Genomic DNA, 12,248 nt, shown 5'->3' with positions numbered 1-12,248 from the left:
ACACGATCTCATTCACGGGAGCGGCGCGTCCAGCCGGCCGGGTGCGGCTTCCGGGGATCGCGACCCGTCGGCGAGGGTCAGGGTGAGGAACCCGAAGCAGTCGCGGTAGCCGCGCAGCCAGCCGTTCCGGTGCTCGGTCGCGACGGCGAGCACGTCGGGCTGGTCGAGTGCTTGCGCGGCGAGCGAGCCGGTCCAGGACCACTCGTAGTCGTCGAGTTCCTGGCGGGTGCTGAGGTGCCCGTAGAGCGGGATCCAGCCGTCGGTGGTGAGCGCGTCGACGGTCGTGGCCAGGTCGGCGAAGTCGCCGAGCATCTCGACCGCCTCCGGGGACGGCTCACATTCCCAGTACCCGTCGCCGACGATCACCCGCCCGCCCGGCGCGAGCAGCCGTCGTGCCGCGGCGAGGGCCGGGAGCAGACCGCCGAACGCGTGCGTGGAGCCGACGCAGAGCACCAGGTCGAACGGTTCGGCGGCGGTGAAGGCGGAGACGTCCTGCCGGTGGAGGACGAGCCGGTCGCCCACGCCTCGCCTGCCGGCTTCGCGACGGGCATGATCGAGGGCGGGCTCGGCGAGGTCGACACCTTCGGCCCGCGCCTCCGGCCGGACGGCGAGGGCGCGGAGCAGCCACTCCCCACCGCCGCACCCGAGATCCAGCATGGTCGCGCCGTCGCGCGGCAGAGCCCGGTCGAGCAGGGCGGCGACCGCCTCATCACCGAGCGGCGCGGCGATGGGATGGTCGGCATGGGCGAGGCGCGAGATCAGGTCACGGTTCACGACGTGAGCCTGTCGATTTTCGCCCGCGAACGCACGTGATTTCCGTGACGAGCGTCGTCGCACGGTACCGGAACGCCCCGGACTCCGGCGCAGAACGCGGAGATAGCGCACCCACAACGCCGCGGCGACCAGCCCGGTGACCGACGGCGGTCCACAGGATCGCTTCGAGCCGCGCCCTGCGCACGGGATGCGGATCGAACGGACCAGGCTCGGACGGCACGTTCCTCACGTTCCCACGACGAGCCGCGCGCGAACTCGTCCGAACGCCCAACGTCCTTCCACGGGACGCGATGACACGGGTGGGCGCAGCAGGGTTCGAACCTGCGACCCCCTCCTTGTAAGGGAGGTGCTCTTCCGCTGAGCTATGCGCCCTCAGCCGGTGGCGGCACGAGGGCCACCACCGGCCGAAGAGATCACTGCGGCAGCTCGGCCACCGCGCGCTTCCAGGCGAGCTGGTCACGCGGTTCGCCCGGCTGGTTGACCTCGGCGTAGCGCACCACGCCGGTCTTGTCGATCAGGAAGGTGCCGCGGTTGGCCAGCCCGGCGCCCTCGTTGAAGACGCCGTAGAGCTTGGCGACCTCACCGTGCGGCCAGAAGTCCGACAGCAGCGGGAACTGGTAGCCCTGCTGCTCGGCCCACGCCTTGAGCGAGAACGGTGTGTCGACGGACACACCGAGCACCTGGACGCCCTGGCCGTCGTACTCGGCGAACTCGTCGCGCAGCTGGCACAGCTCGCCCTGGCAGATCCCGCTGAACGCGAACGGGTAGAACACCAGCAGGACCGGCTTGTCACCCTGGAAGGACGACAGCTTCACCGGCTGCTTGTTGTAGTCGTTCAGGGTGAAATCCGGTGCAGCTGAACCGACCTCGACCGCCATCGAAGCACCTTTCCGCATCGCCACGTTTGCTTGTCCCCAGCCCACCCTATCGTGCGGCCGGTCAGCGCTGCTTCGACTTCGACTTCGGCGGCACCAGCTTCGTGCCGGCCCAGTTGGCGCCGACGCTGATGTTGGAGGTCTGCGCGAGCCCGACCGTGGGCACGGCCTCGGCGATCTCACTGGGCTCCACGTGCCCGGGCTGCCCGGTCTTGGGGGTCAGGACCCAGATGATGCCGTTCTCGTCGAGCGGCGACCGCGCGTCCATGATCGCGTCGACCAGGTCTCCGTCGTCCTCCCGCCACCACAGCAGGACGACGTCGATGACCTCGTCGGCGTCCTCGTCGAGGAGATCGCCGCCGATATGTTCTTCGACCGCGGCACGCAGGTCGTCGTCGACGTCCTCGTCCCAGCCGATCTCCTGAACCGTCATGTCCGGCTTGATGCCAAGCCTCTCGGCGACGCTGCTGTACTCAGCGTCTCCAGCGGCGACCACTGCAGTCACTCCTCCAACTCACGACGCGAACGGCAGGGTGCCGCGCGCTCTCGACATACGGATGGGGCTAGCGAACACGCCCGGAGCCTCCGGCGCAACCGTCCACACCGGATCTCTGTCAACTCGTAGCGCAGCGTAGGGCCCGGCGGCAGGTGTTCGCGACCGCAAACCGACCCTCGGCGGCACCCGCGCGAGCCCGTCTGGCCTAGGGTGGGCATTACGCGCGCGCACGCGCGCGCGGACAGAGGTGAACGTTACCGCTCAGTAGCGATGACGGGAAGCCCCCGACAGGACGACCATGACAGAGAGGGCACGGCGACCCAGAGGCATCCGTGTCCCGCACGCGAAGTGAGAACGGCGAGGAGATCCCTTGGCCCCCCAGAACGACCAGACCGCAGGCACCGGTGCCGGCACCGATCGGGCCCCGGCCCGGGTCCGCGTCATCCGTGACGGGCTGGCGGCGCACCTGCCCGACATCGACCCCGAGGAGACCTCCGAATGGCTGGACTCCTTCGACGAGGCACTCGCCCGTGGTGGCCAGCAGCGCGCCCGCTACCTGATGCTGCGGATCCTGGAGCGCGCCCGTGAGCGCAACGTCGGTGTCCCGCCGCTGACCGCGACGGACTTCGTCAACACCATCCCCACCGAGAACGAGCCGTGGTTCCCCGGCGACGAGGAGATCGAGCGCCGCTACCGGGCCTACATCCGGTGGAACGCGGCCATCATGGTGCACCGGGCCCAGCGTCCCGGAGTGAGCGTCGGCGGGCACATCTCCACCTACGCGTCCTCCGCCGCGCTCTACGAGGTCGGGTTCAACCACTTCTTCCGCGGCAAGGACCACTCCGGCGGCGGTGACCAGGTCTTCTTCCAGGGCCACGCCTCCCCCGGCATGTACGCCCGCGCCTACCTCGAGGGCAGGCTGTCCGAGCAGCAGATGGACGGGTTCCGCCAGGAGCTGTCGCACGCGGGCGAGGGCGGCGGCCTGCCGTCGTACCCGCACCCGCGGCTGATGCCGGAGTTCTGGGAGAACCCGACCGTGTCGATGGGCCTCGGCCCGATGAACGCGATCTACCAGGCCCGGTTCAACCGGTACCTGCGCGACCGCGGCATCAAGGACACCAGCGACCAGCACGTGTGGGCGTTCCTCGGCGACGGCGAGATGGACGAGGCCGAATCGCGTGGCCTCATCCACGTGGCCGCCGGTGAGGGGCTGGACAACCTCACCTTCGTCATCAACTGCAACCTGCAGCGGCTGGACGGGCCGGTGCGCGGCAACGGCAAGATCATCCAGGAGCTCGAAGCCTACTTCCGCGGCGCGGGCTGGAACGTGATCAAGGTCATCTGGGGCCGCGAGTGGGACTCGCTGCTGCACGCCGACCGCGACGGCGCGCTGGTCAACCTGATGAACGTCACGCCGGACGGCGACTACCAGACGTACAAGGCCAACGACGGGGCCTTCGTGCGCGAGCACTTCTTCGGCCGCGACCCGCGCACGAAGGAGCTGGTCAAGGACCTCACCGACGCCGACATCTGGAACCTCAAGCGCGGCGGGCACGACTACCGCAAGGTGTACGCGGCCTACAAGGCGGCGATGGAGCACCACGGCCAGCCGACGGTCATCCTGGCCCACACCATCAAGGGTTACGGCCTGGGCCCGGCGTTCGAGGGCCGCAACGCCACGCACCAGATGAAGAAGCTCACCCTCGACGACCTGAAGCTGTTCCGGGACGCGCAGCGCATCCCGATCAGCGACGAGGAGCTGGAGCGCGACCCGAAGCTGCCGCCGTACTACCACCCGGGCGCGAACTCGCCGGAGATCGAGTACCTGATCGGCCGCCGTCGCGCGCTGGGCGGGTTCCTGCCGGAGCGGCGCGCCAACCGCGCCAAGCCGCTCGTGCTGCCCGGCGACAAGGTGTACGAGGCCGTCCGCAAGGGCTCGGGCAAGCAAGAGGTCGCCACCACCATGGCGTTCGTCCGGCTGGTGCGCGAGCTGGCCAAGGACTCCGAGATCGGCAACCGGATCGTGCCGATCATCCCGGACGAGGCCCGCACGTTCGGCCTGGACTCGATGTTCCCGACGGCGAAGATCTACAACCCGCACGGGCAGAGCTACACGTCGGTGGACGCCAACCTGATGCTGGCGTACAAGGAGTCCGAGCACGGGCAGCTGCTGCACGAGGGCATCAACGAGGCCGGGTCGACGGCGTCGTTCACGGCGGTGGGCACGTCCTACGCCACGCACGGCGAGCCGATGATCCCGATGTACATCTTCTACTCGATGTTCGGGTTCCAGCGCACCGGCGACGGCCTGTACGCGGCGGCCGACCAGATGGCGCGCGGGTTCGTGCTGGGCGCCACCGCGGGCCGCACCACGCTGACCGGTGAGGGCCTGCAGCACGCCGACGGGCATTCGCTGCTGCTGGCGCACACCAACCCGGCCGTGGTGGCCTACGACCCGGCGTGGTCGTTCGAGATCGCGCACATCGTCCGCGACGGCCTGCGCCGGATGTACGGCGAAGGCGGCCCGGACGGCAACGGCGAGAACGTCTTCTACTACCTGACGATCTACAACGAGCCGTACCGGCAGCCGGCCGAGCCGGCGAACCTCGACGTGAACGGGCTGCTCAAGGGCCTGTACCGGTACGCCGAGGCCCCCTCGGGCAATGGGCCGGAGGCGCAGATCCTGGTCTCCGGCGTCACGATGCCGGACGCGCTCAAGGCGCAGACGATGCTGGCCGAGGAGTGGGGCGTGCGCGCGGCCGTGTGGTCGGCGACGTCGTGGTCGGAGCTGCGCCGCGAGGCGGTGGAGATCGACCGGGACAACCTGCTGCACCCGGCCGACTCGCCGCGCGTCCCGTACGTCACGGAGGCCCTGTCCGGCGCGACCGGCCCGGTCGTGGCGGTGTCGGACTGGATGCGCGCGGTGCCGGACCTGATCCGCCCGTGGGTGCCATCCGACATGCTCACCCTGGGCACGGACGGGTTCGGGTTCTCCGACACGCGTCCCGCGGCGCGACGGCACTTCCTGGTGGACGCCGAGTCCATCACGGTCGCCACGCTGGCGGCGCTCGCCAAGCGCGGCGAGGTGCCGCAGGACAAGGTCGTGGAAGCGGCGCGGAAGTACCGGATCGACGACGTGTCCGCGGCAGGCCCGCAGCTGAGCGACGCCGGCAACGCCTGATCCGAGCGGTTCCGAAGGCCACCCGCGTGTTTCGCGCGGGTGGCCTTCGCGCATGGTCATCGGGCGTGGGTGTGGGTGCGCGTTGTGCGCCGGGCCGTCGAACCGCGCACCGGCGTTGGGGGGCGGGCGGTTCGGTAGGCGCTACGCGGGTTTTTGCGCTGCGCGCGTTTCTCAAGCGCCGGGCTCGCAAGCTCGCAGTCGATTGGGGCCGCCCCGATTTTTCATTGTTTCTCCGGCCGAGCAGGCGGTGTCAAGGCGGGAAAGCGTGCCTTGACACCGCCTGATCGGCCGCAGAACTGGGCTGGGGATCGGGGTGCGGGGGAGGACTGGGCGGCTGGTGGGTTGCGTGGCGTTGCCGGGTGCTGTCCCGGAGGGGCAAACACGGTGACCGGAAGGGCCAACACGCCAGCGGGAGCGGCCAACACGCCGCGCGCCGCGGCGTGTTGGCCGCTCCGGGCGGCGTGTTGGCCGCTCCGGGCGGCGTGTTGGCCGCTCCGGGCGGCGTGTTGGCGGGCGCGGGCGCGGGGCGGGGTGTCTCGATCAGTGGAACGGGGCGCTTGACCTGCGTGAGCTGGAAGTGGATCATCCCTCCCCACTCGGGCGGAAGATGACTTCCGCGATGTGGAATCGAGGTCGGCATGTTCGTGCAGGAACTCGCCCCGCTCGCCGGGTCACTCGGCTTGTCCGCCCTGTTCGCCGCGCTTCCTCTGGCGACCGTTCTCGTCCTGCTCGGCGTCGTCCGCATGAAGGCACACCAAGCCGGGCTGATCGGCCTACTCGTCGCCCTCATCGTGGCCGTCGCGGTCTACGGGATGCCCGTCGGCCAGGCGATCTCCAGCGGGTTCCAGGGCGCGGCGTTCGGTCTCTTCCCCATCATGTGGATCGTCGTCAACGCACTCTGGATCTATCGCATCACGGTGCGCACGGGACATTTCGACGTGCTGCGGCGATCATTCGGCCGGGTGTCGGACGATCCGCGCATCCAGGCGTTGATCATCGCGTTCTGCTTCGGTGCCCTCATGGAAGCACTGGCGGGGTTCGGCGCGCCCGTGGCGATCAGCTCGGTGATGCTGGTGGCGCTCGGCTTCACCCCGGTCCGGGCCGCGGTCGTGGCACTCGTCGCGAACACGGCGCCCGTCGCGTTCGGCGCCATGGGGACGCCGGTCGTGACCCTCGCCCAGGTCACCGGGCTTCCGCTGGACACCGTGTCGTCGATCGTGGGACGTCAGACGCCGATCCTCGCGTTGTTCGTGCCGCTGCTGCTGGTCATCATCGTCGACGGGCGCCGCGGGCTGCGGGAGACCTGGATGCCCGCGCTGGTGTGCGGGGCGGCGTTCGGGGTGGTGCAGTTCGCCGCCGCCAACTTCGTCTCGGCCCAGCTCGCCGACATCGGTGCGGCGCTCGCCGGTGCCGCCGCGCTCGTCGCGCTGCCGGCGGCACGCAAACCAGCCCGCGAAGAGGTCCGGGCCTCCGTGCTCACCGGCGTCGCCACCGAAACGATGGACCGGCCCGAGGACCGCGGCGAGGTCTTCCGCGCCTACCTGCCCTACGGGCTGATCATCGTCATCTTCTCGCTCGGCCAGCTCCCGCCGGTCAAGCGCCTGCTGGACGCCGCCACCTGGAAGTTCGACTGGCCCGCGCTGTCGGTCGCGAGCTCCTCGGGCAAACCGGTGTCCGGCAACACCTTCTCGCTGCCGTTCCTCAACACCGGCGGGACGCTCGTGCTCATCGCGGGCATCCTCACGGCGATCTTCCTCAGGTTCAAGGCCCGCGACGCGGTTCGCGAATGGGGCGGCACGGTGCACGAGTTGCGCTTCGCGATCCTCACCGTCACGAGCGTGCTCGCGCTGGCGTACGTGATGAACCTGTCCGGTCAGGCGACGACGATCGGCTACTTCATCGCCGGGGCCGGTGCGGGCCTGGCGTTCCTGTCGCCGGTGCTCGGCTGGTTCGGCGTGGCCGTGTCCGGATCCGACACCTCGGCCAACGCCCTGTTCGGCGCGCTCCAGGTGACCGCGGCACACCAGGCGGGCCTGCCGGCCGAACTGCTCGCGGCGGCCAACTCCTCGGGCGGCGTCCTCGGCAAGATGATCTCGCCGCAGAACCTCAGCATCGCCTGCGCCGCCGCGATGCTGCCCGGTGAAGAAGGCACGCTGTTGCGGAAGGTGCTGCCGTGGAGTCTGGGTCTGCTGTTCGTGATGTGCCTGATCGTGGCCGCGCAGGCGAGCTTCCTCAGCGGGATGCTGCCGTGAGTTCCGGGCGCGCGACGGCGGCACGGTGCCAGCTCCACCAGCCGTGCACCACCAGGACGGCGAACACGAGGTAGATCGCCGCGGAGAAGTACAGGCCCGAGGAGATCTGCAGCGGCACGCCGATCGCGTCGACCACCAGCCACACCAGCCAGAACTCGACCAGGCCGCGCCCCTGCGCGGCGAAGGCCACGAGCGTGCCGACGAAAATCGCCGCGTCCGGCCACGGCGCCCAGGACGCGCCCAGCGCGTCGAGCACCAGGGCCATCGCCACGGTGCCGGCGACCAAGGCCGCGGCCATCATGATCCGCTCGACCGTCCGGCCGCCCCGCACCACGACGCCGTACACCGGATCGCGGCGCCGCGTCCAGGACCACCAGCCGTAGACCGAGATCAGCAGGATCGCGACCTGCCGGGCCGCGAGGCCGCCCAGATGAGCGGAGGCGTAGACGGCGAACAGCAGGACCGTCGCACCGACCTGCACCGGCCACGTCCACAGCGTGCGCCGCTGCGCCAGAAACACCACGGCCAGCGCGCACAGCTGCCCGACCAGCTCCGCGATGGAGATCCACTGTCCGAAAACGGACAAACCGTGCTGCAACAGAACGTGCATGGCGCCCTCCCGTCTGACGACACAACCTGCCAGACGCGAGTCCCATTCCTTCACCCGCAGTGAGACCCGCTACACCTCCCGGACATTGCTTGCACGATCGGGTGAGAACACTGGCGGAAAAAGATCCACAAGGTCCATAGTGGACGTACCGGTGGGGACCGGGGAGATGAGGCCGCCCGGCGCTGCGAGAACCGCGATGCGCCGGGCGGCCTCGCGTTTACTCAAGGCTCTTGCGCCACGCACCCAGCTCGCACCGCCGCAGGTTTCCATCGGCGGAGTCGCGCGGAGCGCGTCCGTTGAGGGTGGCGGCGGGCGACGGGTGGGCAGTTTCCTCGCGAGGACAGCGCCGACGTGGTGAACTGGCGTTCATGAGGAGGCGATCCCACAGCGAGGGGCTGTCTCAGGTTCTGCTACTCGCACCGCCACGCCAGCCGATTCCGAAACAGTCTCTACAGTCAAGGCCGCGATGACGACGACGAGCGGCAGGCGGCCTGCCAAGCACCACGGCCTTTCGGCGAAGACGCTGCGCAGGCTGGAGCGCGCCTCGGGACGGCTCGCCTCGGCGAGCGTCGCCGCGATGGAGCAGCGGCTGCCCTGGTTCGGGAGACTGCCCGCCGAGCAGCGGGCGAGCATCCTGCTCATCACCCAGACCGGCGCGGCCGGGTTCGTCGACTGGCTGCGCGATTCGCAGGAAGCTCTCAAGCTCACCACCGACGCCTTCCGCGGCGCGCCGGAGGACCTGTCGCGCTGGATCAGCCTCCGCCAGGCCGTCGGCCTGGTGCGGCTGGCGATCGAGGTGTTCGAGGAGCAGCTGCCGGAGTTCGCGGTCACCGACGCCGAGCAGGCCGCGCTGATCGAGGGCATTCTGCGCTACGGCCGCGAGATCGCCTTCGCCACGGCCAACTCCTACGCGGCCGCCGCCGAGGCGCGCGGCGCGTGGGACGCGCGGCTGGAGGCGCTCGTCGTGGACGGCATCGTGCGCGGGGACGCCGAGGAGGCCGTGCTGTCCCGTGCCGCGGCGCTGGGGTGGGAGCCCTCCGCGATGGCGACGGTGCTGGCCGGTGCCCCGCCCTCGGACGACCCGCCGACGGTCGTGTTCGAGGTGCGGCGGCTGGCCGCGCGGCTGAGCCGTCCGGTGCTGCTGAGCGTCCAGGGGTCCCGGCTGATCGTGGTCGCGGGCGGCCCGACGGACGGCGACGCCAAGGAGAAGGACGTGCTCGGCAAACTGGCCGGCGCGTTCGGCGAGGGACCGGTCGTGGCCGGGCCGACGGTGCACGGCCTGGCCGAGGCGCACCGCAGCGCGGCCGAAGCGCTGTCCGGACTGCGCGCGGTCGTCGGCTGGCCCGGCGCGCCCCGTCCGGTCCGCTCTTCGGACCTGCTCCCCGAACGCGCCCTCTCCGGCGACGCCGAGGCCGAGCGGCTGCTGATCGAGGAGATCGCCCAGCCGCTGGAGACCGCCGGGCCGACGATGCTGCAGACGGTCGACGAGTACCTGGAGTCCGGCGGTGTGCTGGAGACGTGCGCGAAGAAGCTGTTCGTGCACCCCAACACCGTGCGGTACCGGCTGCGCCGGGCGGCGGAGCTGACCGGCCGCAACGCGACCGAGCCCCGCGACGCGCTGGTGCTGCGCGTGGCTCTGACCGTCGGCCGTCTGGCCCGTGCCCGCGGCCTGTGGTGACCGGTTTCACTTCGCGGCTGCCCGGAACCGACAACACATCAGCGCTGTACGCGGGCTTGCGGGCGTCATTTTTGTAGACCACCTACAAGATCACCGCTCGGACTTGGTGAACAGCAACATCCCGGCCACGCCGGAGCAGCATGTTCCCTAGAGGGCGTGACAGCAGTGCTCGCTCCCGGACAGGGCTCCCAAGCGCCCGGCATGTTCTCCCCGTGGCTCGAACTCGACGGCACCCGCGACAAGCTCGCGCGCTGGTCCGAGCGCACCGGGCTCGACCTGGTCCATCTCGGGACCGAGGCCGACGCCGAGACCATCCAGGACACCGCGATCACGCAACCGCTGATCGTCGCGCTCTCGCTGCTGGCCTTCGACGAACTCGGCGATCTGCCCGCGGACACGCCGGTCGCCGGGCACTCCGTCGGTGAGCTGGCAGCCGCCGCGGCGGCCGGGGTGCTCACCCCCGAGGACGCCGTGGCGCTGGCCGCGGTGCGCGGCGCCGAGATGGCGAAGGCGTGCGCGATCGAGCCGACCAGCATGGCCGCGGTGATGCTGGGCGACCCGGACGACGTGGTCTCGTGGCTGGAGGGCCAGGGCCTGACCGCGGCCAACCGCAACGGTGCGGGCCAGATCGTCGCCTCCGGCGCGAAGGACGCCATCGAGCGCATCGTGGCCGAACCGCTGGAAGGCACGAAGGTCCGGGCACTGAAGGTCGCGGGCGCCTTCCACACCCGCTACATGGCCCCCGCCGAGGAGGCCCTGCGCGCGCACGCCGCGTCGATCACGCCGAAGGACCCGGTGCGCCCGCTGCTGTCCAACGCCGACGGCGCGGTCGTCACCAGCGGCACCGAGTACCTGGAGCGGCTGGTCCGGCAGGTCACCAGCCCCGTCCGCTGGGATCTGACGATGGACGGGCTCGTGGCGCTCGGCGTCACCGAAACGGTTGAACTGCCGCCGGCGGGCACGCTCACCGGTCTGGTCAAGCGCCAGCTCAAGGGCTCCGTCACCCGGACCGTCGCGCTCAAGACCCCCGCAGACCTGCCTGCCGCGAAGGAGATCCTGTGACCAAGGTGTTGCGCCAGAAGCAGGGTCCGGCTGCCACGCGAGTGCTGGGCGTCGGCAGCTACCAGCCGGACCGCGTGGTCACCAACGACGATCTGTCCCAGATCATGGACACCAACGACCAGTGGATCCGCGAGCGGGTCGGCATCGTCGAGCGCCGCTTCGCCGAGAAGGACGAGCTGCTGGTCGACATGGCCGTCAAGGCGGGCACCGCGGCGCTGGCCGACGCCGGCCTCGATCCGACCGAAGTGGACACCGTGGTCGTGCCGAACTGCACGATGCCCTCGCCCATCCCGAACGCGGCGGGCCAGGTCGCCGACCGGATCGGCGTGAAGGCGGCTGGCGCGTTCGACATCAACGCGGCATGCGCCGGGTTCTGCTACGGCCTCGGCGTCGCCTCCGACCTGATCCGCTCCGGTTCGGCGGGCAAGGTGCTGGTGATCGGCGCGGAGAAGCTGACCGACGTGGTCGACCCGGTGGACCGGGCGAACGCGATCATCTTCGCCGACGGCGCGGGCGCGGCGGTGGTCGGCCCGTCCGCGGAACCCGGGATCGGCCCCGTCGCGTGGGGCAGCGCGGGCGATCTGGCCGACACGATCTACATGCGCGACCACAAGTTCATCTACCAGGAGGGCCAGTCGGTCTTCCGGTGGGCGACCACGCGGATCGCGCCGATCGCGATGCAGGCGGTCGAACTGGCCGGGCTGGAGCTGTCGGACATCGACGTGCTCATCCCGCATCAGGCCAACCTGCGCATCGTGGACGCGATCGCCAAGCGCCTCAAGGCCAAGGGCGCCAGGGAAGACCTCGTCGTCGCCGACGACATCGTGTTCTCCGGCAACACCTCGTCGGCGTCCATCCCGATGGCGCTGGACCACATGCGGAAAGCGGGCACCGTCAACTCCGGTGACGTGGTGCTGATGGTCGGATTCGGCGCGGGCCTGTCCTACGCCGGACAGGTCGTCATCTGCCCGTGATACCACTATCGCCGGCAGGCGCGGAGCCTGCCGGTACCAACCACCAGAAGGGAACAACCATCGTGGCGGACAAGCAGGAGATCCTCAGCGGCCTCGCGGAGATCGTCGAGGAGGTCGCGGGTGTCGCGCAGGACGACGTGAGCTCGGAGAAGTCCTTCGTCGACGACCTGGACATCGACTCGCTGTCGATGGTGGAGATCGCCGTGCAGGCCGAGGACAAGTTCGGGGTCAAGATCCCGGACGACGAGCTGGCCAACCTCAAGACCGTCGGCGACGCCGTGGACTACGTCGCGGCCAACGCCAAGTAAGCAGAAGCCCGAACACCTTCGTCTGAACCTCGGGGAGA

The 12,248-nt window shown here is 70.2% G+C and carries 10 protein-coding genes and 1 tRNA gene; 6 read left to right on the top strand and 5 right to left on the bottom strand.

Features of this window, described 5'->3' with window-relative positions; genetic code table 11:
- Positions 1–12 precede the first annotated feature (12 nt).
- From HNR02_RS17805 to HNR02_RS17790, 4 genes are all read right to left on the bottom strand, one after another.
- Complete coding sequence (locus HNR02_RS17805; RefSeq protein WP_179774270.1) at positions 13–774, bottom strand: SAM-dependent methyltransferase; 762 nt, start codon at positions 772–774, stop codon at positions 13–15.
- A gap of 300 nt (positions 775–1,074) precedes the next feature.
- Positions 1,075–1,146, bottom strand: a tRNA-Val gene (locus tag HNR02_RS17800).
- Positions 1,147–1,187: 41 nt separating this feature from the next.
- Complete coding sequence (locus tag HNR02_RS17795; protein ID WP_179774269.1) at positions 1,188–1,652, bottom strand: peroxiredoxin; 465 nt, start codon at positions 1,650–1,652, stop codon at positions 1,188–1,190.
- Between the two features lie 61 nt (positions 1,653–1,713).
- Positions 1,714–2,145 carry a DUF3052 domain-containing protein gene (locus tag HNR02_RS17790; RefSeq protein ID WP_179774268.1) on the bottom strand — a complete coding sequence of 144 codons (432 nt, stop codon included), beginning with the start codon at positions 2,143–2,145 and terminating at the stop codon, positions 1,714–1,716.
- 370 nt (positions 2,146–2,515) lie between these two features.
- Here HNR02_RS17790 and aceE point away from each other — a divergent pair, with 370 nt between their 5' ends.
- Positions 2,516–5,326 (top strand): pyruvate dehydrogenase (acetyl-transferring), homodimeric type, encoded by a 2,811-nt coding sequence (gene aceE, locus HNR02_RS17785; protein ID WP_179774267.1) that lies wholly within the window; start codon positions 2,516–2,518, stop codon positions 5,324–5,326.
- A gap of 638 nt (positions 5,327–5,964) precedes the next feature.
- Positions 5,965–7,578 carry an L-lactate permease gene (locus tag HNR02_RS17780; RefSeq protein ID WP_179774266.1) on the top strand — a complete coding sequence of 538 codons (1,614 nt, stop codon included), beginning with the start codon at positions 5,965–5,967 and terminating at the stop codon, positions 7,576–7,578.
- On the opposite strand, the gene HNR02_RS17775 is transcribed toward HNR02_RS17780, so the two are convergent.
- Entirely contained in the window at positions 7,559–8,188 is a 630-nt protein-coding gene (locus tag HNR02_RS17775) for a nicotinamide mononucleotide transporter family protein (protein WP_179774265.1), read from the bottom strand. The two genes, HNR02_RS17780 and HNR02_RS17775, sit on opposite strands and share 20 nt — an antisense overlap.
- Before the next feature lie 466 nt (positions 8,189–8,654).
- On the opposite strand from HNR02_RS17775, the gene HNR02_RS17770 reads away from it, so the two are divergent.
- The 4 genes from HNR02_RS17770 to HNR02_RS17755 all read left to right on the top strand — a co-directional run bounded on the left by HNR02_RS17770 (position 8,655) and on the right by HNR02_RS17755 (position 12,210).
- Positions 8,655–9,866 (top strand): PucR family transcriptional regulator, encoded by a 1,212-nt coding sequence (locus HNR02_RS17770; protein ID WP_179774264.1) that lies wholly within the window; start codon positions 8,655–8,657, stop codon positions 9,864–9,866.
- A 201-nt stretch (positions 9,867–10,067) separates the two neighbouring features.
- Positions 10,068–10,928, top strand: a complete 861-nt coding sequence (locus HNR02_RS17765) for an ACP S-malonyltransferase (protein ID WP_218913948.1) — start codon at positions 10,068–10,070, stop codon at positions 10,926–10,928.
- On the top strand, positions 10,925–11,902 hold the full coding sequence (locus HNR02_RS17760) for a beta-ketoacyl-ACP synthase III (RefSeq protein ID WP_179774262.1): 978 nt from the start codon (positions 10,925–10,927) through the stop codon (positions 11,900–11,902). Before HNR02_RS17765 ends, HNR02_RS17760 begins: the two co-directional genes overlap by 4 nt.
- 62 nt (positions 11,903–11,964) lie before the next feature.
- A complete protein-coding gene (locus HNR02_RS17755; protein WP_179774261.1) occupies positions 11,965–12,210 on the top strand; it encodes an acyl carrier protein in 246 nt (81 codons plus the stop codon).
- Positions 12,211–12,248: the final 38 nt, after the last annotated feature.

The organism is Amycolatopsis endophytica, assembly GCF_013410405.1.
Lineage (GTDB): Bacteria > Actinomycetota > Actinomycetes > Mycobacteriales > Pseudonocardiaceae > Amycolatopsis_E > Amycolatopsis_E endophytica.
The sequence above is the reverse complement of the archived record's forward strand: the minus strand, read 5'-3'. Positions and strand labels throughout refer to the sequence as shown.

Coding starts and splice junctions, on each gene's coding strand:
- HNR02_RS17795 (WP_179774269.1), bottom strand. CDS start 1,652: ATGGCGGTCGAGGTCGGTTCAGCTGCACCGGATTTCACCCTGAACGAC.
- HNR02_RS17780 (WP_179774266.1), top strand. CDS start 5,965: ATGTTCGTGCAGGAACTCGCCCCGCTCGCCGGGTCACTCGGCTTGTCC.
- HNR02_RS17775 (WP_179774265.1), bottom strand. CDS start 8,188: ATGCACGTTCTGTTGCAGCACGGTTTGTCCGTTTTCGGACAGTGGATC.
- HNR02_RS17770 (WP_179774264.1), top strand. CDS start 8,655: ATGACGACGACGAGCGGCAGGCGGCCTGCCAAGCACCACGGCCTTTCG.
- HNR02_RS17765 (WP_218913948.1), top strand. CDS start 10,068: ATGTTCTCCCCGTGGCTCGAACTCGACGGCACCCGCGACAAGCTCGCG.